This window comes from Streptomyces sp. NPDC104106, assembly GCF_055584345.1.
In genome coordinates, this window is the sequence record NZ_JBVJMF010000003.1 from 38,169 (window position 1) to 60,655 (window position 22,487).

Annotated in this window: 20 protein-coding genes and 3 pseudogenes; 9 read left to right on the top strand and 14 right to left on the bottom strand. The window is 73.9% G+C overall.

Annotated features, from left to right (window positions below):
- Positions 1–465: 465 nt before the first annotated feature.
- Entirely contained in the window at positions 466–1,974 is a 1,509-nt protein-coding gene (locus ACZ60X_RS07470; protein ID WP_469595946.1) for a helix-turn-helix domain-containing protein, read from the top strand.
- Between the two features lie 129 nt (positions 1,975–2,103).
- On the opposite strand, the pseudogene ACZ60X_RS07475 reads toward ACZ60X_RS07470, so the two are convergent.
- Positions 2,104–3,354: pseudogene (locus ACZ60X_RS07475) on the bottom strand (serine hydrolase domain-containing protein).
- Between the two features lie 292 nt (positions 3,355–3,646).
- On the opposite strand from ACZ60X_RS07475, the gene ACZ60X_RS07480 reads away from it, so the two are divergent.
- Positions 3,647–3,982 (top strand): hypothetical protein, encoded by a 336-nt coding sequence (locus ACZ60X_RS07480; protein ID WP_469594538.1) that lies wholly within the window; start codon positions 3,647–3,649, stop codon positions 3,980–3,982.
- A gap of 8 nt (positions 3,983–3,990) precedes the next feature.
- Here ACZ60X_RS07480 and ACZ60X_RS07485 read toward each other — a convergent pair whose 3' ends face one another.
- The 5 genes from ACZ60X_RS07485 to tgmA form a co-directional block, all read right to left on the bottom strand.
- A complete protein-coding gene (locus ACZ60X_RS07485) occupies positions 3,991–4,458 on the bottom strand; it encodes a hypothetical protein (RefSeq protein ID WP_469594540.1) in 468 nt (155 codons plus the stop codon).
- 241 nt (positions 4,459–4,699) lie between these two features.
- The gene (locus ACZ60X_RS07490; protein WP_469594542.1) at positions 4,700–5,806 is read right to left on the bottom strand and encodes a PP2C family protein-serine/threonine phosphatase; all 1,107 of its coding nucleotides are present in this window, start codon (positions 5,804–5,806) and stop codon (positions 4,700–4,702) included.
- Positions 5,807–5,988: 182 nt separating this feature from the next.
- Positions 5,989–6,891, bottom strand: coding sequence for a Gfo/Idh/MocA family protein (locus ACZ60X_RS07495; protein ID WP_469594544.1), 903 nt, complete (start codon positions 6,889–6,891; stop codon positions 5,989–5,991).
- A 38-nt stretch (positions 6,892–6,929) separates the two neighbouring features.
- A complete protein-coding gene (gene tgmB, locus ACZ60X_RS07500; RefSeq protein ID WP_469594548.1) occupies positions 6,930–7,913 on the bottom strand; it encodes an ATP-grasp ribosomal peptide maturase in 984 nt (327 codons plus the stop codon).
- A gap of 18 nt (positions 7,914–7,931) precedes the next feature.
- Complete coding sequence (tgmA, locus tag ACZ60X_RS07505; RefSeq protein WP_020938095.1) at positions 7,932–8,123, bottom strand: putative ATP-grasp-modified RiPP; 192 nt, start codon at positions 8,121–8,123, stop codon at positions 7,932–7,934.
- 160 nt (positions 8,124–8,283) lie between these two features.
- Here tgmA and ACZ60X_RS07510 point away from each other — a divergent pair, with 160 nt between their 5' ends.
- The 3 genes and pseudogenes from ACZ60X_RS07510 to ACZ60X_RS07520 all read left to right on the top strand — a co-directional run.
- Positions 8,284–8,688, top strand: a complete 405-nt coding sequence (locus ACZ60X_RS07510) for a hypothetical protein (protein WP_469594550.1) — start codon at positions 8,284–8,286, stop codon at positions 8,686–8,688.
- Positions 8,689–8,771: 83 nt separating this feature from the next.
- Positions 8,772–8,885, top strand: a pseudogene (locus ACZ60X_RS07515) (helix-turn-helix domain-containing protein); the annotation flags it as partial.
- Positions 8,858–9,930: pseudogene (locus ACZ60X_RS07520) on the top strand (telomere-associated protein Tap); the annotation flags it as partial. The pseudogenes ACZ60X_RS07515 and ACZ60X_RS07520, both read left to right, overlap by 28 nt.
- A 48-nt stretch (positions 9,931–9,978) precedes the next feature.
- Here ACZ60X_RS07520 and ACZ60X_RS07525 read toward each other — a convergent pair.
- Complete coding sequence (locus tag ACZ60X_RS07525) at positions 9,979–10,854, bottom strand: fructosamine kinase family protein (RefSeq protein WP_469594552.1); 876 nt, start codon at positions 10,852–10,854, stop codon at positions 9,979–9,981.
- 199 nt (positions 10,855–11,053) lie between these two features.
- Between ACZ60X_RS07525 and ACZ60X_RS07530 the strand changes: the two genes are divergently transcribed.
- Both ACZ60X_RS07530 and ACZ60X_RS07535 read left to right on the top strand, forming a co-directional pair.
- A complete protein-coding gene (locus ACZ60X_RS07530) occupies positions 11,054–11,761 on the top strand; it encodes a cyclodityrosine synthase (protein WP_469594555.1) in 708 nt (235 codons plus the stop codon).
- On the top strand, positions 11,758–12,969 hold the full coding sequence (locus ACZ60X_RS07535) for a cytochrome P450 (RefSeq protein WP_469594558.1): 1,212 nt from the start codon (positions 11,758–11,760) through the stop codon (positions 12,967–12,969). Before ACZ60X_RS07530 ends, ACZ60X_RS07535 begins: the two co-directional genes overlap by 4 nt.
- 155 nt (positions 12,970–13,124) lie before the next feature.
- On the opposite strand, the gene ACZ60X_RS07540 is transcribed toward ACZ60X_RS07535, so the two are convergent.
- Both ACZ60X_RS07540 and ACZ60X_RS07545 read right to left on the bottom strand, forming a co-directional pair.
- Positions 13,125–14,003: an SCO6745 family protein gene (locus ACZ60X_RS07540; protein ID WP_469594561.1), complete on the bottom strand. Its 879-nt coding sequence runs from the start codon at positions 14,001–14,003 to the stop codon at positions 13,125–13,127.
- A gap of 353 nt (positions 14,004–14,356) precedes the next feature.
- Positions 14,357–15,472, bottom strand: a complete 1,116-nt coding sequence (locus tag ACZ60X_RS07545) for a hypothetical protein (protein WP_469594564.1) — start codon at positions 15,470–15,472, stop codon at positions 14,357–14,359.
- 15 nt (positions 15,473–15,487) lie between these two features.
- Here ACZ60X_RS07545 and ACZ60X_RS07550 point away from each other — a divergent pair, with 15 nt between their 5' ends.
- Entirely contained in the window at positions 15,488–15,610 is a 123-nt protein-coding gene (locus tag ACZ60X_RS07550; protein ID WP_469594566.1) for a hypothetical protein, read from the top strand.
- Positions 15,611–15,774: 164 nt separating this feature from the next.
- On the top strand, positions 15,775–16,581 hold the full coding sequence (locus ACZ60X_RS07555) for a class F sortase (protein ID WP_469594568.1): 807 nt from the start codon (positions 15,775–15,777) through the stop codon (positions 16,579–16,581).
- A gap of 48 nt (positions 16,582–16,629) precedes the next feature.
- Here the strand turns inward: ACZ60X_RS07555 and ACZ60X_RS07560 are convergent, their stop codons facing one another.
- The 5 genes from ACZ60X_RS07560 to ACZ60X_RS07580 form a co-directional block, all read right to left on the bottom strand.
- The gene (locus tag ACZ60X_RS07560; RefSeq protein WP_469594571.1) at positions 16,630–17,796 is read right to left on the bottom strand and encodes a GDSL-type esterase/lipase family protein; all 1,167 of its coding nucleotides are present in this window, start codon (positions 17,794–17,796) and stop codon (positions 16,630–16,632) included.
- A gap of 105 nt (positions 17,797–17,901) precedes the next feature.
- Positions 17,902–18,471, bottom strand: a complete 570-nt coding sequence (locus ACZ60X_RS07565; RefSeq protein WP_469594573.1) for a TetR/AcrR family transcriptional regulator — start codon at positions 18,469–18,471, stop codon at positions 17,902–17,904.
- Between the two features lie 101 nt (positions 18,472–18,572).
- Positions 18,573–19,580, bottom strand: coding sequence for a LacI family DNA-binding transcriptional regulator (locus ACZ60X_RS07570; protein WP_469594575.1), 1,008 nt, complete (start codon positions 19,578–19,580; stop codon positions 18,573–18,575).
- A 2-nt stretch (positions 19,581–19,582) separates the two neighbouring features.
- On the bottom strand, positions 19,583–20,899 hold the full coding sequence (locus tag ACZ60X_RS07575) for a glycoside hydrolase family 27 protein (RefSeq protein WP_469594578.1): 1,317 nt from the start codon (positions 20,897–20,899) through the stop codon (positions 19,583–19,585).
- Positions 20,900–20,902: 3 nt separating this feature from the next.
- On the bottom strand, positions 20,903–22,435 hold the full coding sequence (locus tag ACZ60X_RS07580; protein WP_469594581.1) for an alpha-N-arabinofuranosidase: 1,533 nt from the start codon (positions 22,433–22,435) through the stop codon (positions 20,903–20,905).
- Between the last annotated feature and the right edge of the window lie 52 nt (positions 22,436–22,487).

Sequence of the window (22,487 nt, forward strand, 5' to 3'; positions counted from 1 at the left end):
GTCTTCCACGGGCATGCCGGAGCGGCTGCGGGCGGCCGTGGTCGAGGGCGGCGACGCGGCGTTGCTTACCGGACTGCAGGCGTCCGCCCGGTCACCGGAGTCCTGCGCCCGGTCGGCGCGGCCCTCGCCGCGGCCGGGATGCGCGCGGCGGCGGCGCCGGCCGAGGACGGGTGGGCGGCCTCTGCCCCGCCCGCCGCGAAAGTCCCCCAAAGAGGCGTACGTTCCGCGATCCGGGGCATGCGCCCCCCGAGTCGCCCAGGGGCCACCCCCCGGCCCGGGCGCCGAGTCTCCGCCGACGGCCCATCCCCCCGGGCCGTCGGCGGAGTCGTGTCGGGCGCCGCACAGCGCCGGGGGACGCCCGCGGGCCCCTTCAGGTAACGTGCCGGAAGCGTATGCCCAGGTCAACGCGGAGCCGAGGAGGGGTGGAAGGACGTGACGGGCCCATCGGACGAGAGCGGGGCGGCCATGCGGCCGTACGGCGGCGACAGCGCGTGGGCGCAGCAGTTGCTGGACCATCTGCGGCCCGCCGGGCGCGATCTCGGCCGCCTCGTCGCCTGGCTCGCCCGCAGCACCCGGGCCACCGTGTGCCTCACGGACGCCCAGGGCCGGCTGCTCGCCGGTGAACTCCTCCCGCTGGACGCCGCCGTGGTCGCCGACGTCGTCACCGGGCGGGTCGCCGCTGCGGCCCTGGAGGACGGCGCACGGCACGTGCGTCTGGTCGGCATACGGCACCCGGGCCCCGGCCCGGCGGCGGGCGCGGTGCTGGCCGTGGCCCGCCCGGCGCCCTTCGACCGGCACACCGCCGAGATCCTCGGCCACACCGCGGGCGTACTCGAACTGCTGCTGCGCGAACGCGAGTTGACGGACTCGGGGCGGCGACTGCGGCGAGCCACGGCGGACCTGCGGCTGGCGATCCTGCAACTGCTCATGGTGGAGGACACCGTCTCCGCCCGCCGGGTCGCGGCCGGACTGTGGCCCGGGCTGCTGGAGGGGGACACCGCCCGCGTCTACGTCGTCGAGACCTCAGCCACCGAGCGGGACCGGCTCGCCGACGCCTGCACGGAGGCCACCGACGACCGGGCGCTCGTCGTGCGCTGCCCGGCGGTGGACGGACACGTCATCGTCGTCGGCCCGACCGCCGACGTCGGCGAGCGGCTGCGATCCCTCGTCTCCCGCCGCCCCGGCACCTTCCTCGGCGGCAGTCCGCGCCAGCGCCTCGCTCTGACCGCCACCGCCTACGGCCAGGCCGTCACCGCCCTCGCCGTCGCGCACTTCCGGCCCGAACGGTCCGCGGTCTACGCCGCCCGCACCCGCCCCGCCCAGCTCATGGACCCGGCCGCGCTGCGCGCCTGGGCCGCCGGGGTGCTGCGCCCGCTCGACACGCTGCCGCACCACGTGCGCGCCGAACTGCTCGCCACCACAGGACTGGGCCTCGAGTTCACCGCCGTCAGCGCCGCCAAGGTGCTCGGCGTCAGCCGCAACACCGTCCGCGCCCGGATGGACCGCGTCGCCGCGCTGCTCGGCGCCGACCTCTCCCGGCTCGCGGTTCGCGCCGTGGCCCACCTCGCCTTCAACACCGAGGCGGCGCACGGACCGTACGATCCCGTCGGCCGGGCGGCCGGCCCGGCGGACCGCGGCGGCCTCGCGGGCCTGCTCGGCACCCGCGCGCTGCGCACCTGGGCCGAGGGCCTCCTGGACCGGCTCGACGGGGACGGCCGGGACCTGCGCGGTACCCTGCGCGCCTGGATCGCCGCCGACGCGCACGCCGAACGCGCGGCCCAGTCGCTCGGCGTCCACGCCCAGACCGTCCGCGAACACGTCCGCTCGGCCGAGCCGGTTCTGGAACGCCGGCTGACGGCCGGCGGCACCGACCTGTACGAGGCAGTCCTCGCCCACCTCGTCGTCGGTGAGCTGCCCGTGCCCGACCTCGGTACGACGAAACCGGACCAACCGGACTCACCTGTGCACGGGTGAGTGCCGGGCGGGGCGTGCCGGGCACCGGTGCGCTGGCCCGGAACCGCCGTCGCACGTAAGTTCAGTGTTCCGCGGGGCACGACCGGAACGGGGGACCGGTCGGGGCCCCGCGCTCCCGTTCCCGGCCCCTCATCCGGCCGGGGCGACCGGCAGGTCGTAGACGTGCGCGGGAGAGATGACCGACGTGATCGCCCTGCCCAGCACCGTGCTCGGCTCCTGCCCCTTGTCGCTCGTGTCGGTGTTGAGGAGGACGACGAGCGCCGTCCCCGTCGACGGCAGGAGGACGGTCAGGGACTCGTAGCCCGGCAGCGAGCCGTTGTGGCCGATCCAGCCCCGCACGTCGAAGATGCCCACGCCGTATCCGGCACCCCTGACCGGGCCGGCCCCGTCAAAGGTCAGCCGCTGATCCTGGCCGGCGGCGCTGACCATCCGCCGGCCGTCCGGGAACCGGCCCGTGGCGATCGTACGCACCCAGACGCGCAGGTCTTCGAGCTTGGAGATCATCGCGCCGGCCGCCCAGCCCCACGACGGGTTCCAGTCGGCCGCGTCGGCGACCTCGCCGTTCGCCGTCTGCCGGGTGTAACCCTGCGTGTGCGGGCGGGGGAACTCGTCGCCTGACGGGAAGAGCGTGTCCTTCAGCCCGGCCGGACCGGTGACGTGCTGCTCGATGCAGTCCCCGAGGCGCTGCCCGCTCTCCTTCTCCACCACCAGACCGAGCAGGACGAGGTTGGTGTTGCAGTAGGAGAACCGCTACCCCGGCGGGAACAGCGCGGGATGCCTGAAGGAGTAGGCGAGCAACTGCCGGGGCGTGAAGGGGCGTCGCGGGTTCGAGGTGAGCGCCTTGACGAAGCCGGGGTCCTCCGTGTAGTTGAAGAGCCCGCTGCGCATCTGCGCGAGCTGACGCAGCGTGATCCTGTCACCGTCGGGAACGCCCGCGAGGTACGCGCCGACGGGGTCGTCCAGGCCGACCTTCCCGCGGTCCGCCAGCTGGAGCAGCGCGGACACGGTGAACGTCTTGGTCTCGCTGCCGATCCGCATGTACAGGTCCGGCGTCATCCTCCGGCCCGTGCTCGTGTCGGCGACCCCGAAGGAGCGGACGTAACTCGGCTGCCCCGGCGTCCAGATGCCCACGGTCACGCCGGGCACGTGCGCCTCGCGTATCGTCCTCCGCACGGCGGCGTCGAGCCGCCGGGCCACCGCTTGTGTGAGCGCACGGACGGCGGGCCCCGGCGGCGGGGGACTCGGCGAGCCGGCGTCCGGCGCCACGGCCACGGCGGCCGGAGCCGCCTGTGCGGGCCCCGCGCCGGGCGCCGTCAGCAGCACCCCCACCGTGACGGCGGCCGCCGCCCCTCTCGGCAGACGTGCGGACGATGGCGGCATGGGCTGACTCCAAGCACGTGAGAACCGAACGTGCGGTGAGCGGGACGCCGGAGGCCGGACCGGTGCGTCCAGCATAGGAGCGGGCATTCCACCGCGCCCGCGGGGCGCCCGGGGCCGGAAGAGGGGGGGCGGCGGGCCGGCCGGGGGAGGGACGGAAGGACGCAGGCCTGGGGTGCCGGCGGGATGCTTGTAGGACAGGCGCGGTGCCTCCTTCGAGCGATGGCCTCACCCGACCTGGTGAGCCCGGCGCCGCAGTGCGTACCGGCGGCGGCTTTCGGGGCGTTGCCCCGGCATGGACCGCTTGGAGTGCTCGGACCGCCCGGACCCGGCGTACCCCTTCGACCCGGCGTACCACGTGGATTCCGCGTACCGCGCGGGCCCGGCGTACGACGGGGACGTGGGATACCAGGTGGACCCGGCGTACCGCCTGGACCGGATGGACCGGCTGGAACGGATGCGCCGGATGGACTGGTGCGCGCCGGCGGACCGGGCCCGGGAGCCGATCTACGCCCGGCTCGTCACCGAGTGGCGGGCGCACGGGCGGGCCGTGCCCGCCGAACCGGACGTGCTGTTCGCCGTCGTGCGCGGCTTCTTCCCGGGGGCGCGGTCCGCGGCCGAGGGCCCCTGACCGGCCGGTCAGGGGCCGCACAGCGGGGCGAGGACGGCGAGGGTGCCATTGGCCTGCCGCAGGGCCTCTTCGAGCGTGCCGGGCGCGTGCAGGGTGCCGGTACCGTCCGGCGGGACGAGCCACTCCAGGAAGCGCGCGGGCCGGTACGGCGGCGGTACGGCGACCCAGGCCCCCTTGGTCGCGTACCGCAGACCGGCACCCACCCAGCCCCCCGACGGCTCCGGCGGCAGGAAGAACCCGACCCGGCCCGCCGCCGTGTCCACCAGCGTCGGCCCCGGCGCGCCCGCTCCGGGCCGCCACAGCAGATCGAGGGCGAGCAGGCCGAGCCGGTCGGGGACGCTCAGCACATCCCAGAAGCGGCCCGCCTCCAGCAGCGTGATGCCCTCCCCGTGGTCCCACTCCCATTTGCAGGAGCGCGGGTCGGCCGCCGCCGCGGCCAGCCATTCCACGCCCCGCGCCCACATCGTGTTCGTCATCACCGCTCCGGATGTCCTTCGCCCCGCCCCCTGCCTCGGCGCGGGGAACGGCCGTCACCGGGCATGTCGCGCACCTGCACAGCAACCCGGCATATGCATGCTCGTAGATATTTCTACGTGGCGGAAGGGGTGGCGAGGAGTGGCGTTTGAGGCGGTTCGTTCGAACTCCGGCCGTGGGTTCGCCGGCCGGCCGGGCCCGTCGTCCCCGGCAGGGCAGACGCGTCACCCCCGCGGGGCCGGGTCAGACGCGCGGCGGCTCGGGGATCAGTACCAGCATGGTCACGTCGTCCCGGACCTCGCACCGCTGCCGTGTGAGGTCCTGCCAGACCAGCCCGGGCAGTTCGGTGGACGCGGTGCCCCGCAGGGCGGCCAGCCGGGCCGTCAGCGGATAGAAGACGTCACCCTCGTCCCGTGCCTCCCACACCCCGTCCGAGGCCAGGAACAGCCGGTCGCCCGGCCCGAGTGCCACGGTGACCTCCTTCGGCGGCTCCACGCCGACGAGCCCCAGCCCCAGCGGCGGCCCCGGGGCGACACCCACCTCCAGGGCGTGCTCCCCGTGCAGCAGCACCGGTGCCGGATGCCCGCAGGCCACCACCCGCACCGTGCGACCGTCGGCGGAGAACTCCAGCAGCACCCCGGTGGCGAACAGCTCGCCGTTCCGCACGCCCGCCGAGTCCACCGCCAGCCTGCGGTCCATCCGCGCCGCCACGGACTCCAGGTCCGGCTGGTCCAGCACCGCCTCCCGGAAGGCGCCGAGCAGGGCCACCACGGTCGCGACGGCCGACAGCCCGTGTCCCTGGACGTCGCCCATCACCGCGCGCACCCCGTACGGCCCGTCGCGCACGTCGAAGAAGTCGCCGCCCACCAGGGTCCCGTCCTGCGCGGCCCGGTAGAACCCCGCGCACCGCACGCTCCCCACCCGCGCGGGCAGCGGTGGCATCACGGCCCGCTGGACGGCCTCGCCGATCGTCCGTTCCGTGTCCAGCTGGGCGTCGCGGCGGCTGCGCACGTACGACACGAACACGCTCAGGGCGGCGACGAACACGATGGTGAGCAGATCGGTGTTGCCCGGGCGGTTCAGATGGGTGGCCGGGACGTTCAGCGCCACCACCACACCGACGCCGAGGACGCCGGTGGCCACCGGGCCGTAGGACAGGACCGACAGCGGCGGGATCGCGCCCAGCAGGAAGCCGAGGTCGCGGGCGTGCGGAGTGACAGTCGTGGCGGCGCTGACGGCCACGAGCAGCGCCACGGGCAGCACCCGCACCCACCGCGGCGGCGGCGCCCCTCGCAACCAGCCGCGATCCTCCTGCTCCCCGCGCGGCCACCGGCCGCGCACCGACACCACATCCCCAAGCTACGCCGCACCCCCCGCCTCGGCCTCCCGCCACAGCGCCGGCGGGGTCCGGCCCACGCCACCCGGCTCGCGGTACCGGCCCCCGGGCCGCACCTGCCGCCGCCCCGTCCCTTCGGTGCCGCGAGCGGATCCCGTGGGACCGAAGGCGCCCGAGGAGGCGCGGAGGGCGGTGCTCAGGCTCCCGGGACCTCGCCCGTGCCGGCGGTCAGGCGGGCCTGTGCCGCAGCCAGGATCTCGGTGACGCGCAGGCCGAACGCGGCGTCGCAGGCGTGGGGGCGGCCGGTGCGCGCGGCGGTCAGCAGGGCGTCGGCGGCGCGGACGAGGGCGGGGACCGCGCCCTCGGAACTGCCGGGCAGTGACGTGGTCCCCGCCTCGCCCCGCAGTTCCACCTCGGCCCCGGCCGCCGCCGGGGGCGCGGTCAGGCTCAGGGTGAGCGTGCTGGAGGCGCCGGTGGCGTGGTCGAGGACCAGGTGCACCGTGTCCGCCGGACCGTGTGCCGCCGCCGGGACCTGCCGTACGTCACCGAGGACCGGCAGCAGCACCGACAGGGCGTGCGGGCCCACGTCCCACAGGGCTCCCTTCTCCCGCCGCCACGGCGAGGCCGCGAACGGGCTGTCGGACGTGAACACCGCCCCCAGCCACTGCGCCCGTGCCGTGAACCAGCCCGCGACGGCCGCCTGTTCCTCGATCCAGGCCTCCGGCTCCTTCTGGAAGCGTGCGGTGAAGAACACCACGGACGCCACCCCGGCCCGTTCCGCCGCTTCCGCGACCGCCCGGCCCTCGGCGACCGACACCGCCAGCGGCTTGTCCAGCAGCAGATGCCGGCCCGCCCGCGCCGCCCGCACCGCCAACCGGGCCTGGACGGACGGCGGCAGGGCCACCGCCACCGCGTCCACGTCGGCCAGCAGCGCGTCCACGTCGTCGTACGCCGTGACGCCGTACCGCTCCGCCAGTTCCCCGGCCGCCTCCGGGCGACGGCCCCACACCCCCGTGAACCGGAGGGCGGTGTGCCCGGCGAGGGCGGGGGCGTAGGCCGCCCGGGCCCACGGGCCCGTGCCCAGCAGTCCGATGCGCATGCGTCGTTCCCTTCTCCGAGCCGGTCCTCCCCGCACCCTCAAGATGCTGCGCTCCGCTCGCCCCGCGCACACCTGCCGTCCGGATCCCCGTCCCCGGCGAGCCAGTCGGCGATCGTCGCGGCGATGGGCTGACCTGTGTCCATCTCGATGAACCCGAACTGGCCCGACTGGTTGCATTCCAGGAACCACCAGATCCCGTCCGCGTCCTCGGCGAAGTCGAATGCGCCGTACGCCAGTTGCGCGCCCCGCATGTACCGCCGTACGCCCTCCGCGACGCGCGCCGGCACGTCCGCGGGCAGCCAGGGGGAGACCGACGGGGCGAAGCGGACGTCCACGTCCTCCGGACGGGCGTCGGGGGCAGTGGGTTTGCGCGCGGCGAGCAGGGTGTCGCCGACGACGGTGAGCCGGATGTCGCCCCGCTTGGCGATCCGCCGCTGCAGCAGCGTCGGGCCGAACGCGACCGCCGAGAAGTCCGCGTCCGGAGCCACCCGGCTGGTCGGCACCGCGCGCGGCGGCTCCTGCGGATGCGCGCCGGAGACCGGCTTGACCACCAGGTCCGCAAAGCGCTCCGCGAACTCCCGGGCCGCCTGCGGGAACGTCGTGATCAGCGTGTCCGGCACCGGCAGGCCGCTGCGCTGGGCGAGGTGCAACTGCCAGGGCTTGTACCGGGCGCGCCGGGCCGCGTCCGGGTGGTTCATCCAGCGGGCGTCGCCGCAGCGCAGCATGCCGTACAGGGCCTGCGTGGACTCCTCCGTCAGCCAGGTCGACGGCTGGGCGGCGCGGGCGGCCGCGGGGCCGGGCCTGCGCACCCAGACGGAGCGCAGGCCGCTGATGCTCACCAGGCGCTCCCCGACGGACAGATGCCCGTCGCAGGCGCCCTGCGCGTACTCGCCCGACAGCGCCACCCCGTTGGTCAGGTCGGCGGGATCGAGCCGGACGACGGGCACGCCGGCCTCGCCCAGCCGGAGGACCACCATGTCCGCCGTCACGTCCTCTTCACTGGTCAGGATGAGCACGGTCATGTTCTCGGATCCGCGGTCTCAGTCGTCGAAGTGCGTCTTGGAACCGGCGGTCGACGTCGTGGTACCGAGCGCTCTGAGCGTGGCGTGGTCGGTGGCGGCGATCCGCCCGTCGGGGAGGACGTTCAACTGCAGTCCGGAGTCGTACGCGTACGGAGTGGTGACGTCCAACTGCACAGCGGGGCGCGCGTAGTTGAGCGTGAACGGTTGCATGGCCTCTCCCTGGTTCGGTTTTCACGTCCTTATACGAATCGAACGGGTGAATGGTTTCCTCACGCTCCGTAACCGCAGGTCGGCGCCGGTACCGTAAGGGTGCCCCACAAAGGAGACAACACAATGTTGTCCCGTTGTCCGGGCCGGATAGCATGCCCGCATGGCACATGACGCCGATGATGTCCGCGACGTTCACCACGCGGCCCGATCGCGGCTGGCCGCCCTCGCGGACGCCGCCGCGGCCGACGGTGCCCCCGCGCGCCGGGTCGCCCACGACGCGGCGCTGCTGGGCCGGTTGCTGACGGCGACCGACCGCGGCCGTACGGAGGCCGACGCCGTGCCGGACGTGACGGCCGACGACATCGGTGCCGCCCTCAGCCTCGTCGACGCGCTGCGCCACCAACTGGACCGGCTGGAGAGCCAGGTGGTGATGGAGGCGCGCCGCCGGGGCATGGACTGGCGGCAGATCGCCCACCACCAGGGCATGAACTCCTCCCAGGCCGCCTCCCAGCGCCACCAGCGGCTGACGACCAGGCTGGAGGAGATCCGCCAGGGCGTCAGGTAGAAAGACGGATGTGGAAATGACGGATCAGCCCGGGACTGTTCTCGGCGGTGGACTCGCTGCCCGCCGCCGTGGACGACGGCACCGTGCTGCCCGCCCCGGCGGAGCGGACCCGGCTGCGCGAGGCGGCCGGCCTGACCGAGGCCGCGGTCGCGCAGGCCCTCGGCGTCGGCGTGCCCAGCGTCCAGGCCTGGGAGGCGGGCCGCGCCGAACCGAGGGGCGACCGCCTGGAGGCCTACCGCCGCCTCCTCGACGGCCTTGCTCAGCGCTACCCGGCCACGAGCGCACCCCGGCCGAGATGCTCCGCGAGGAGGCCTACGACTGGGCCCGCCCGCTGACCGACCAGGAGTGCATGCTGCCGTACCTCGTCGGCATCGACGTCAACATGGCCCTCGCCGCGGCGGCCAACCGTACCGTCGTCGGCCTCGGCGCCCCGGTGCACGCGCACAACCCGGAGTTCGACCCGGCGCTGCCCGGCTGCTGGCTGGTCGACCTCTCCCACGTCCGGCTCGACCCGCGCCTGCCGAGCCCCTTCACACCGGACGGCGAGCCGCCCGAGGGTCCGGCCTGGTACGCGCCCCCCACGGTCGCCTACGCGCTCGAACTCGGCGACGAGGTCGCACCGTTGGAGGTGTACGTCCGCCCCGAGCGGCCCGTACCCGGACGCCTGGTACACCCGGCTGCGCGACGCGTACATCGCCACGATGGCCGACCTCGGCGTCACCACCGGCATGACGCCCGAGGAGTACCTCGCGGCGATGGACGGCCACAGGGACCGCGACCCGCAGCTCGCGCTCGTCCTGTCCGCGGTCAAGGCGACGGTCAAGGGCGGCGTCGGCAAGCTGGGCGACCGGGGCCGCTCCGGATGGCGGCCGGGGGAGCGGTGGCCGGCGCTGGACCGGCCGACCTGGCGCCCGGACATCCGTGCCGCCGTCATCTCCAAGGCCCGGACCAACACGCACCGCACGATGCTCGCCACCGCCCGCACCACCGGCCGGTACCCGGTCGCGGTCCTCTCCGACTGCACGGTGTACGCCTCCGCCGGCCCGACCCCGCTGGACTTCGTGCCCTACCGGGGCGGCAGACCGCTGCCCGGCGGCTTCCGGCTCGGCGTGAGCCCCGGCATGGTCAAGCACGAGGGCACGCAGAGCGTGCTGTGGGCGGAGGGCCTGCGCGAGGAGCGGAGTTGAACCTCGCCGCTCCATCAAGTCCGGGCAGATCACCGCCCCGGAAGCGGGGGAGTAGCCGCCCCGGATCCCCGACGGGCACAGGTTTCCGGACGAGAGCGTCCGCTCACCTCGCGAGCGCGCCGCGCGCCGCCGCCAGTGCCTGTTCCGCGTACCCGCGCCCGAACAGCACCGCGTGCACCAGCAGCGGGAAGAGCTGGTGCACACCCACGCGTTCGCGCCAGCCGTCGGCGAGCGGTGCCCTCTCCTCGTACCCGGCGAGCACCCGGTCCAGCTGCGGGCAGCCGAACAGCCGGAGCATCGCCAGGTCGGTCTCCCGGTGTCCGCCGTGCGCGGCCGGGTCGATGAGCCGGACCTCGCCATCGGCGCCCCACAGCACGTTGCCGTGCCACAGGTCGCCGTGCAGCCGGGCGGGCGGCTCGGCCGGCCCGGCCAGCTCCGGCAGCCGCGCGCAGACCCGCTCGAACACGGCCGCCTCGCCCGGTCGGAGCGTGCCGCGGTCGACCGCTCCCCGGACGTACGGCAGCACGCGGTGCTCGGCGTACCAGCGGGGCCAGTCGCCGCCCGGCGTGTTGCGCATCGGCGCGAGGCCGATGAACGCGTCCTCGGGGCCGTCGGGCGGCGGCGCTCCGAAATCCGCAGCACCCGCGGCATGCAGGCCCGCCAGCGCGTGGCCGAAACGCAGCGCCGCCGCGGGGTCCGGATGCCCTGTGCGCACGCGCTCCGTCACCATCCAGCGCGCGTCGTGCCCGAGGACCGCCGGCACCCGGACGGCGTCCGCCGCGGCCAGCCAGCGCAGCCCGGCCACCTCCGCCCGTACGGCCCCGGGCGCGTCGCCGCGCTTGACCATCACCCGGACCCCGCCGTCCAGCGTGACCTCGGCAGGCGAGCCCGCCCCCGCGGGCGCGCGGGTGACCGGGCGACCGGTGAGCCGGGCCGCCGCCCGGCCCGGATCCTCGTGAGCCTCGTCCCGTGTGACCACGGCCCCAGAGTACGGCTCCCCTCCGGTGCCCAACAGTTGCGCGGGGCACGGAACTTAGCGCATTGATACGACTGTTTCCAGCCAAAACCAGGCGGTCACTACCCGTGCTGATTCCGTACGACTAGCGTGAGGGCGCCGCGCAGCCACACCAGGGGCACCGGGCCCCGACGGGACTAGCGCGCGGCGGAGGATTCCCTCTGTGACCACAGCATCCGTGCTGCTGGCCGACCTCTTCGAAGTCCAGCCGTACACCTCCCACTGCGAGGTCATCCTGGGCGAGGGCGCGCACGCGGTCATCGGTGTCTCCCCGGGCAACAGCTACTTCTCGGCCCGCCGCCTGCACGCCCTCGCCCGCTGGGGACTGGACCACTTCGAGCGGGTCGACTTCGTCTACACCGACCTCTACGTCGCCGAGATGTACGAGGCGTCCGGCTATCCCCCGGACGAGGCCCGGCGCAAGGCCGTGAAGAACCTGCGCGGGGTGCGCGCCAAGGTCCGCGACGCGGTGACGGAGGCCGACCCGGACGGCGGGCGGCTCGACTGGCACCCGATGTCGGAGTTCCGCACCAACCCCGCCTACCAGGAGATCCACCGGCAGCTGAAGGCGCGGCTCTGCTCCGACGCCGCCTTCCGGGCCGTCTGCGACACCTTGGTGAATCGTTTCCTCATGGCGCGCGGCGAGGAACCAACCGAGCGGCTGCGCGACGTGTGCCTGGAGTACGTGTGCGCCGAGGCCCCGCTGTTTTTGGACACCCCCGCGATCCTCATGGTGCCCTCCTCCCTCAACTGCTACCACCAGCTGCTGCCGATGGCCGAGCTGCTGTACTCCCGCGGCGCCGGCCTGCGCGCCTCCCGCAACCAGGGCCACGCCGTCGTCACCCCCGCCGCCGAAGGAACCGCCGCATGACCACCGCCTCCGGCCTGCGCGCCGACCACCTGCCCCTGCTCGGTTTCCCGTTCTCGTGGGACGGCACCCAGATCCCCGCCGAGGTCGAGGACGTCCGCTCCGCCACCCCCGTACGACGCGTGCGGACCATCGCCGGCGACGAGGCCTGGCTGGTGTCGTCGTACGAACTGTGCGCGCGGGTGCTGAAGGACGACCGGTTCTCCCTGAAGGACACCTCCGCCCCCGGCGTCCCCCGGCAGTACGCGCTCACGATCCCGCCCGAGGTCGTGAACAACATGGGCAACATTACCGGTGCCGGGCTGCGCCGGGCCGTGCTGAAGGCGCTCAACCCCAAGTCCCCGGGCCTGACGCAATGGCTGCGCGAGGAGGCGCACCGCCTGGTGGACCGGCTGCGGTCCGACGGTCCCACCGCCGACCTGCGCGGCGCGTTCTGCGAGCCGTACTCCGCGGGCATGCACTGCCGTGTTCTCGGCATCCCGCAGTCCGAGGCGCCGGCTTTCCTGCGCAGTCTGGACATCGCCTTCATGAACGCCCCCTGCCCGGTCGCCGGCGCGCGCGTCAACTGGGACCGGGACATCGCCCGGATGACGGCCCTGCTCGACGACCCGGCCACGCACGGCCTGATGGGCGAACTGGCCCCCCTGCGCGACGACCCCGACTACGCCCATCTCACCGACGGGATGCTGGCCACCGTCGGCGTCACCCTGTTCGGCGCCGGCGTCGTCTCCACCTCCGGCTTCCTCACCATGGCCCTCGTCTACCTGCTGACCCACCCCATCGCCCGCGACCTCCTGAGGGACCGCCCGGACCTGATCGCCCCCGGCGTGGAGGAACTGCTGCGGGTCAACCTCTCCATCGGCGACGCCCTGCCACGCCTCGCTCTGGCGGACGTCCGGCTCGGCGACGTGAGCGTACGCAGGGGCGAACTCGTCCTGGTGCTGGTCGAGGGCGCGAACCTCGACCCCGACAAGTTCCCGGACCCACACCGTTTCGACGTCCACCGCGACAACACCGCCGACCACCTCTCCTTCGGCGGCGGCGCCCACTACTGCCCCGCGACCGCGCTCGGCCGCGCCCACGCCCGCATCGCCCTGGAGGTCCTCCTCGACCGCCTCCCGGACCTCGCCCTCGCCGTCCCGCCGGGCCAACTCGTCTGGCGCACCGGCTTCATGAAGCGGATCCCCGAACGGCTGCCGGTCACCTGGTAGCCCGGCCCGCCCGGACACCCGTACGGCGTCACCGCCCGGCATCCCGGGATGTGACGCCGACGGCTCCGTCCGGTCGGCCGGTTGCCGCCACCCCCGCACCACCACGCGCCCCGGCCCGCAGGCCTGCCGGTCCGCCCGCCCGCAGACCCCGGGGGTCAGCCGCCGGCCGGATACGACCCCCGGGGCATTCCGACGGGATTGCCCGGCGGCAGCAGCCCCGAGCCCTCGACCGCCCGGGCCAGGGGTTCCAGGAGCCCGGCGAGGCGGGCGGCGCGGTCGGTGCCGAGCGCGGTCCACGGGGCCTCGGCGGCGGCATCGGTCAATGCCTCGACCTCGGCGCGTACCGCCGACCCGGCCGGAGTGAGCGATCCGTCCGCCGCGAGCAGGCCCCGCACGCGCAGCCGGTCCCCGGCCGCCGCCCAGTCCGCCCGCTCCCACTTGCGGGTCTCCCGCAGGAACTCGCCGTCCGACTCGCCTTCCGCGGCCTTCAGCACCATCGCCTCGACCGGCCCGAGCCCCTGGCTCACCAGCACCGCGACATGCGAGTCGCCCCGGTGTTCGCGCAGGGTCGTCAGGCCCTGCCACAGCCGCGCGGCCGGACGGTCCGGGCGTGCCAGCGCCTGGTTGGCGGCGGCCAGCACCCGGCCCGTGGTGTCCGCCGCCGCGGCGGCCTCCCACGCCAGGTCGGCGGCCTCGGCGAAGCCGGCCGAGCCCACGGTGTCCGCTCCGAACAGGGCGGTCATCGCCGCGTCCACCGCCTCCAGCCGCGCGTCCATCACTTCGGCCGGTGCCGCGTAACCCCAGGCGTCCGGCAGGGCCCGGGCCACCCGGGCGGGGTGGAAGACGTAGAAACAGCTCGTCACCACCGACGCGGCCACGGCACCGAGCGGTGCGGCGCGCAGTGCGAAGTAGCCCATCCAGTACCCCCGCATCCCGAGCGCGTCCGCCGCCTGGCGCACCTCCGGTGCGAAGTACACGAGGTCGTGCACCGGTTCGTACCGCTCCCACAGGGCCCGTGCCATCCCGTCCGCCATCGGTTCCTCCCACCGCGTCGGCCTGCCGTGCTGTGTACCGGCACCAGCCTGCGTTATGACGGCGGTCATAACAAGGGGTACGAGGAGTACGGCGGAGATTGCAGAGGTGTGGAGGGATGTCAGGGGAGTGAGACCGGGGGCGCCTGGACCCGTCCGACCATGGTGCCCCGTACGAGCGTGGCGCCACGCCGCTCGGTTCCCCCGGATGGACGCTCAGAGCGGGCGATCACTGGGACAGACGGGTGGCTCAGTGACCCGGCTGGGCGGCTCGGATGGTGTGAGCGCGGCCCCTCACTGACGGTGGTTCATGTCGAGGCCGGGTCTATCCAGCTGATGAGGTATCCGCTGCCCGGTCACGGCGGAAGGACATCGCTATGCGTTCTGCCCGCAGGCTTTTGGCCACGGCGGCTGTCACGGCCGCCCTCGCCTTCGCCACGCCCGCCGCCGCGCTCGCGGCCGCTCATCTGGGCGATGACGGAGGCCGCGACGACTCCTCCCACAGCCGGAACCACGACCGAGGCGACAACGACCGCGGCGGCGACAACAACCACGGCCGCGGCGGCGACGACCACGGCCGCAACGACGACGACAACCACGGCCGCGGTGGCGACTCCGGCCGCGACCACGACAACGATCGCGGAGGCGACCACGACAACGGCCGCGGACACGACGGGCCGCGCGGTGGAATTCACACGGGTGGCGGAGCACTCACCCTGGTGAGAGGCGATGACCACGGCGGTGGCAACAACCGTGGCGGTGACAACAACCGTGGCGGTGACAACAACCGTGGCGGTGACAACAACCGTGGTGGCGACAACAACCGCGGCCGGGGCGGCGACGACGACAACGGGCGCGGCGGTGACCGCGGCCGGGGCGGCGACGACGACCACGGCCGGGGCGGTGACAACAACCACGGGCGTGGCGGCGATGACGACCACGGGCCGCGTGGTGGCATGCACACCGGTGGCGGCGCGCTGGCCATGCTCCGCGGTGACGGCCACGGTGGTGACAACGAGCGCGGTGGTGACAACAACCGTGGCGGCGACGACGAGCGCGGTGGTGACAACAACCGCGGCCGGGGTGGCGACGACGAGCACGGCCGTGGCGGTGACGACGAGCACGGGCGTGGTGGCGACGACGAGCACGGGCGTGGTGGTGACGACGAGCACGGCCGGGGCGGTCACGACCACGGGCCGCGTGGTGGCATGCACACCGGTGGCGGCGCGCTGGCCCTGGTCCGTGGTGGCGACGGCGAACACGGCCGTGGCGGTGACGACGAGCACGGCCGTGGCGGTGACGACGAGCACGGCCGGGGTGGCGACGACGAGCACGGCCGGGGTGGCGACGACGAGCACGGGCGCGGCGGTGACGACGAGCACGGGCGCGGCGGTCACCACGGCCGTGGCGGCGACGACGAGCACGGCCGGGGTGGTGACGACGAGCACGGGCGTGGCGGCGATGACGACCACGGGCCGCGTGGTGGCATGCACACCGGTGGCGGCGCGCTCGCCGGTCCGAGTGTGACCGCGGGCGGCCTGGCGGTACTGGCCGCGGGCGCGGCCGGCATCTACGTGATGCGGCGTCGCAAGGCCGGTCAGGAGTCCTGATCCGACGGTTCGTTCCCTGAAGGCAGCGGCCGCCGCCGACGCGCCCGTCGCGTCGGCGGCCCGCCGCCCGGGGGGCGGTCCGCACCTCCCCCCTCCGCGCCGGGCTTCGCACCGGCGCCCAGTCCTGATCCCCGTGCTGCCGTGCTCGAGCGAGGTGGTGTCCGATGGCAGCAAATCCCCCCTCCCCGACACAGGCGGACGGGCCCAGTTCCAACCGCGGCGGGCGGCTGACGTTGTGGATCGTCGCGATCGTCGTCCTCGTCTTCAGCGTGCTCGGCAGCCACCACAAGTCGGGCGACGCCTCACAGCCCGCCCGCGCGGTGGGCGCGGGCGCAGGCGCGGGCGCTGCCGCCACGGCCGAGCCCTGGCAGAGCAGCCCGCAGAAGACCGGCCCGGACAGGTCCGGCACGGACACGTCCGGCACGGACAAGGACGGGCCGGAGAAAGCCGGCCCGCAGACGGACCGGCCGCAGACTGACCGCCCGGAGAAGGACCGCACGGAGAAGATCGGTCCGTCGCTGCCCCGGTCCGCACCGACCCGGCTGCTCATCCCGAAGATCGATGTGAACGCCCCCTTCACCACCCTGTCCCTCGGCGCCGAGGGACAGCTCCAGCCCCCTCCGTCCGACGACACCAACCTGGTCGGCTGGTACGCCAAGGGCGTCTCGCCCGGTGAGAGGGGTACCGCCATCATCGCCGGCCACCTCGACACCACGACCTCCGCGGCCGTCTTCGCCAGTCTCGACGAGTTGGAGCCCGGTGACGAGTTCACCGTGCAGCGGGCCGACGGACGCAACGCGGACTTCGTCGTGGACAGGGCCGAGACCTTCGCCAAGGACGACTTCCCCAGCAAGCGCGTCTACGGCAAGGTGCCGCGCGCCGAGGTCCGGCTCATCACCTGCACCGGGCCGTACGACCACGCGGCGAAGGACTACACCGACAACCTGGTGGTCTTCGCCCACCTGGTGTGAGCGGCCCGTGCGGGCGGTCCGCAGGGGACAGGCGCCCTCCCGTACGGGTCAGGCGCCGTCGCTCCCGAAGGGGCCGCCCGCGGTGAACACCCGCGCCGCGAACCGCTCGCCGATCCGGCGGTGCGCGGCGGCGTCCGGGTGCAGATCGTCCGGCAACGGCAGCTCGGCGAAGTCGCTCTCGCCGTACAGCTCACGGCCGTCCAGGTAGTGCAGGCGCGGGTCCTCGACGGCCCGCTCGCGCACGATCCGGGCCAGCTCGGCACGGATGACGTTCAACGTGAGCTTCCCGCTCGCGGTCTCGGCCGGGTCCCCGATGGCACGGAACCGCAGCCGGCCCTCGCTCAGGGCGGTGAGGTCCGGGGCGCTCGGACCCGGCGTGTCCTCGTGCATCGGGCAGAGGATCGGCGAGACGACGAGCAGCGGGGTGTCGGGGTGACCCTCGCGGACGGTGTCGAGGAAGCCGTGCACGGCCGGGCCGAACGCGCGCAGTCGCATCAGGTCGGCGTTCACCAGGTTGATGCCGAGCTTCAGGCTGATCAGATCGGCGGGGGTGTCGCGTACCGCGCGCGCGGTGAACGGGTCGAGCAGGGCGCTTCCGCCCAGCCCCAGATTGATCAGTTCGACCCCGCCCAGCGACGCGGCGAGCGCCGGCCAGATGGTGGTCGGGCTCGCGCCGTCCGAGCCGTGGCTGATCGAACTGCCGTGGTGCAGCCACACCTTGCGGCCCCGGTCCGGTGCGGGCCGCACGGGGGCGTCGGTGCGCAGCGCGACCAGTTCGGTCGTCTCGTTGTGCGGCAGCCAGATCTCCACGTCCTTGACGCTGTCGGGCAGACCCGCGAAGCGGACGGTGCCGACCGGGCCGGGCCGGCGCTCGACGGCACCGGTCGCCATGTCGATCGTGAGCGTGTGGCCGCCGTCGACCTGGCCGCTGCCGGCGAGCCGCCCGTCGACGAGCAGGTCGTACACGCCGTCCGGGCGCGGCGGCGCGCCGACGTAGCTCCGCTTGGTGGCCAGGGTGTCCAGCTCGATGAGGGTGGCGCGGGTGCGGAAGGCCAGGCGTACGCCGGAGGGCTGGGACTCCACCATGGCCAGCTGCGGGTCGGCGCACTGGGCGCGGGCGCGGGCGGGCAGCCGGTGCGGCAGCAGCCCGTGCGCGGTGTGCTCCAGGTCGAGGGCGCCGCGCAGCAGTTCGGGGGTCAAGGGGATGGTGTGCATGGTGTCGGCCTGCGTTTCGAGGAGTTCGAGGAGTTCGAGGAGTTCGAGGAGAACGAGCGAATGAGGCGAAGGGGTGAACGGACCGATCGAGGGGATCGCGGCAGGTCAGTGGCGGGGCCAGTCGCGCAGCAGGGCGTCGAGGGCGTCCAGGATCCGCGTCCAGGACTCCTGCGAGTCGGGGGCGCTGTGGCTGAAGCCGCCGGCCGCCTCCAGGCTGACGTAGCCGTGGAAGACACTGCCGAGCAGCCGGACCGCGTGGGTCTGGTCGGGCTCGGCCAGGTCGTAGCCGCGCAGGATGGCCCGGGTCATCTGCGCGTGCCGGCCGCCCGCGCTCGCCGCCGCCGCTTCGGGGTCGAGCGGGTGGCGCGTCGCCGCGTAGCGTCCCGGATGTGCGCGGGAGTAGTCGCGGTACACGTCGGCGAACGCGGTCAGGGCGTCCTTGCCGGCCCGGCCGGCGAGCGCCTCGGCGGCCCGGTCGGCAAGCTCCTCCAGGGCGAGCAGCGCGATCCGGGTCTTGAGGTCCTGGGAGTTCTTCAGGTGCGAGTACAGGCTCGCCACCTTGACGTCGAACCGCCGGGCCAACGCTGACACGGTCACCTGCTCGAAGCCGACCTCGTCGGCCAGCTCGGCGCCCGCCCGGACCAGGCGCTCGGTGCTCAGACCTGCGCGAACCATAAGCCTTCTCCCCTCTGGCGACGTTAATTATGGCATTGCCTAAATGCTTTAGGCAAATAGGGGTATGCTGTAGCCCAAAGGAACCGGGGAGGGGCGTCGGCTCAGCGGGCGGTCGACTCGCGCGGCACCAGCGAGAACGGGCTGACGAACTCCTCCTGCTCCGCCCGTGGCCCGACGCTGCCCAGCCGGGCGACGAGCAGGCCCACGGCCCGTTCGGCCATCAGATCGTGGTCCGGATCGACCGTGGACAGCGACGGGACGAGGAAGGCGCTCTCCTCGACGTTGTCGAAACCGATCACCTTGACCTGCTGCGGCACCCGGACCCCCGCGTCCGCGAGCCCGCGCAGCACGCCCATCGCCACGGTGTCCGTCACGCAGAACACACCGTCGAAGTCCAGCCCGTCCGCCACCATCGCGCGCGCCCGCCGGGCCCCCTCCGCCATGGTCAGCTCAGGCAGGCTCTGTACCAGTGCCGGGTCGGCGGGCAGGCCGGCGGCGGCCAGCGCCTGCCGGTAGCCGGTGTGGCGCAGGCTCGACATGTGCACCTCGTCCCGCAGTTCCCCGCACACGACCGCCACGCGCCGGCAGCCCCGCTCGATCAGGTGCCGGGTGGCGGCGGCCGACGCCTCGACGTTGGGCATGGCGACGTGGTCCACGGGCCCGCCGAAGATCCGCTCGCCGAGGATCACCACCGGGTGGTCCACCTTCAGTGCCTCGGCATCGGCCGGGCCCATGCCGACGGTGCTGAGGATGAGGCCGTCGTAGAGCCGGTTGCGGGACAGCGACAGGGCGGCCAGCTCGTTCTCGCGGCGGGCCCCGGTCTGCTCGACGCTCACCCGCAGCCCGTGCCGGCCGGCCGCGCCGATGATGGCCGCGGCGAGCCGGCCGTAGTACGGCCGGTTCACCTCGGGGACCGCGAGGCCGATGGTGCCGGTGCGGCCCTTGCGCAGGTTGCGGGCGGCCACGTTGACCCGGTAGTCGAGCCGGGTCATCGCCGCGAGGACGCGCTCCCGGGTGGCGGGGCGGACGTTGGGGTGGTCGTTGATGACGTTGGAGACGGTCATCGCCGACACCCCGGCAGCCTTCGCCACGTCCTGGATCGTCGCCACGCTCACTCCCGCCCGCTGTCCTCCACCCCGCTGCTTCGCGCAAGACGATAGAGGGCGGCGCCGTGGGCGGGCACCTCGACGCTCAGGTGCCGGCCGTGGTGGGGGACCTCCGCACGGCTCCACAACTCCCGGATCCGGTCGGCGGGCCGGGCGCCGAGCGAGCCGAGCGGCACCTCGTACCGGCGCGGCTCGTCGGCCAGCGAGAACACGGCCGCGTAGCGGGTACGGCCGTCGGTGTCGCGGGCGGTCCACAGCACCAGGTCGCCCTCGCGCAGCACCTCGCGGTTGCCGGTGCTGTGCCACAGCACGGCCAACGCCTCGTCATTGGTCAGCAGTTCGATGGTCTCCGGCGGACTGGTCGGCAGATCGCCGCCCATCATCAGCGGCGACCGGGAGATCAGCCACAGGGTGAGCAGGCTGGTCTGCTCGGGCCGGGTGAGCCGGGACAGCCGGTCCTCGCCGCGTTCGGCGCGGATGCCGATACGGCCGAGCGGCAGCATGTCGGCGTCCGCCCAGCCGGCCTCGCCCTGCCAGGGCGCCCACCGCGCCATCCGCGCGAACTGGGCCTCGACGTCCGCCCAGCGGTCCCACAGGTCGTCGCAGACCCGCCACATCGTGGCGTGCTCCCGCAGGTGGTCCAGGCGGGCGACCGACACATCGGTACCGGGGGAGAGGCTCAGCTCGATCGGCCGTCCACAGCGCTCGATCGCCCGCGCGTAGGCCGCGATCTCCCGCTCGTGGTACGGGAAGAGCATGTCGTCGGCCTTGACGAAGTCCACACCCCACGCGGCGAACTGGGCCACCTGGGAGTCGTAGTAGGCCTGCGCGCCCGGATGGCCGTGATCCAGGCCGTAGTTGTCCGTGTTCCAGGGGCAGACCGAGCTGGTGTCGGCGATCTGGTCGGCCGTGAAATCCGTGCCGTGCACGGGGAGCCGGGCGGCCACGGCCCGGCGCGGGATGCCGCGCATGATGTGCAGGCCGAAGCGCAGGCCCAGCTCGTGCACCCGGCGGGCCAGCGGTGCGAAACCGGCCCCTCCGGCCGCGGACGGGAACCGGTTCGGGGCCGGGAGCTGACGGCCGTACGCGTCCAGAACCAGCGGCGCGTCCGTGTTGTAGCCGTGGGCGCGGGCCGTCGGCTCGTACCACTGGATGTCCACCACCACCGTGTCCCAGCCGTGCGGGAGCAGCCGCTCGCGCAGGAACACCGCGTTGGCGAGCACCTCGTCCTCGGTGACGGTCGGGCCGTAGCAGTCCCAGCTGTTCCAGCCCATCGGGGGGCGCGAGCCGCGCGCGGGCAGGGGGCGGTCCATGGTCGTCATCGCTCAGCCCGCCACGGTCACGGGTGCCTGGACGGTCACGAAGGAGTGCGGGGGCAGGGTCAGCGCCAGCCCCCGGTCAGTGACCCGTACGGCGTCCCCGTCGAGGGCGCGCGGCGCCACCGCCCCGGGTGCCTGCGGGGTGTTGTGCGCCTGGAGCCTGTCCGCCGTCAGGACGCGCGCCCGCGCCTCGCCGATCCGCCCGCCGCGCAGGTCCAGCGTGATCTCGGCGCCCTCCTCCGCGTCCAGGTTGCTCAGTGACACGAGCACGGTGCCGTCCTTGACGCTAGCGGACACCGACACCGTCTCCAGCTCCGCGTCCCCGACGGCGCGCCGCGCGCCGTCCGCGCGCAGATGGACGGGGAGCGACGTGGCGTCCTGGTGGCCCTTGTTCATCTCGAAGACGTGGTACGTCGGGGTCGGCACCAGGGCGTCCCCGTCGGTGAGCAGCATCGCCTGCAGGACGTTGACGGTCTGCGCGATGTTGGCCATCACCAGGCGGGCGGCGTGCCGGTGGAAGATGTCGAAGTGGGTGCTCGCCACGAGCGCGTCGCGCAGGGTGTTCTGCTGGAACAGGAAGCCCGGCTCGGTGCCCGGCTCGACGTCCCACCAGGTGCCCCACTCGTCCAGCACCAGACCGACCGTGCGCTTCGGGTCGTAGCAGTCCATTACGGTGGAGTGACCGGTCAGGACACGGTCGACGCGCCGGGCGGAGAGCATCGTGCGGTAGTAGTCCTCGGTGCCGAACTCCGTGGCGCTGCCCTTGGCCTCCCACGGCCCGGCCAGTGTGTAGTAGTGGACGGACAGGGCCTGGTAGTAGGTGCGCGGAGTGGCCTCGCAGCCGAAGCGGTTGATCTGCCGCATCAGCGTCTCGGTCCACCGGTAGTCCTCGTCGGAGGCGCCCGAGGCGATCCGGTACAGCTTGTTGTCACCGTGGTCGCGGCAGTACGTGCCGTACTGGCGGGCGAGGTCCGCGAAGTACTCGGCGCGCATGTTCCCGCCGCAGCCCCAGGTCTCGTTGCCCAGGCCCCAGAAGCTCACCCGCCAGGGCTCCTCGCGCCCGTTCGCCTTGCGCAGCCGCACCATCGGGCTGTCGCCGTCGCGGGTGAGGTACTCCACCCACTCGCTCATCTCCCGGACGGTGCCGCTGCCCACGTTGCCGCTGATGTACGGCTCCGCGCCGAGCAGTTCGCACAGGGCCATGAACTCGTGCGTGCCGAAGTGGTTGTTCTCCTCGACGTTGCCCCAGTGCGTGTTGACCATCCGGGGCCGCCGCTCGCGCGGTCCGATGCCGTCCGTCCAGTGGTACTCGTCGGCGAAACAGCCGCCCGGCCAGCGGAGGTTGGGGATGTCCAGGGCGCGCAGCGCGGCCACGACGTCGAGGCGGATGCCGCCCTCGTTCGGGATCGGGGAGTCCTCGCCCACCCAGAACCCGCCGTAGACACACCGGCCCAGATGCTCGGCGAAGTGCCCGTACAGGTGACGGCTGATGGTGGGGCCCTCGATGTCGAGGTTGATGATCGCGGTGGCGGTGGGCACGGACGCACTCCGATGCAGACAGGGCCGAAGGAGGGACGAAGGCCGGAGATCC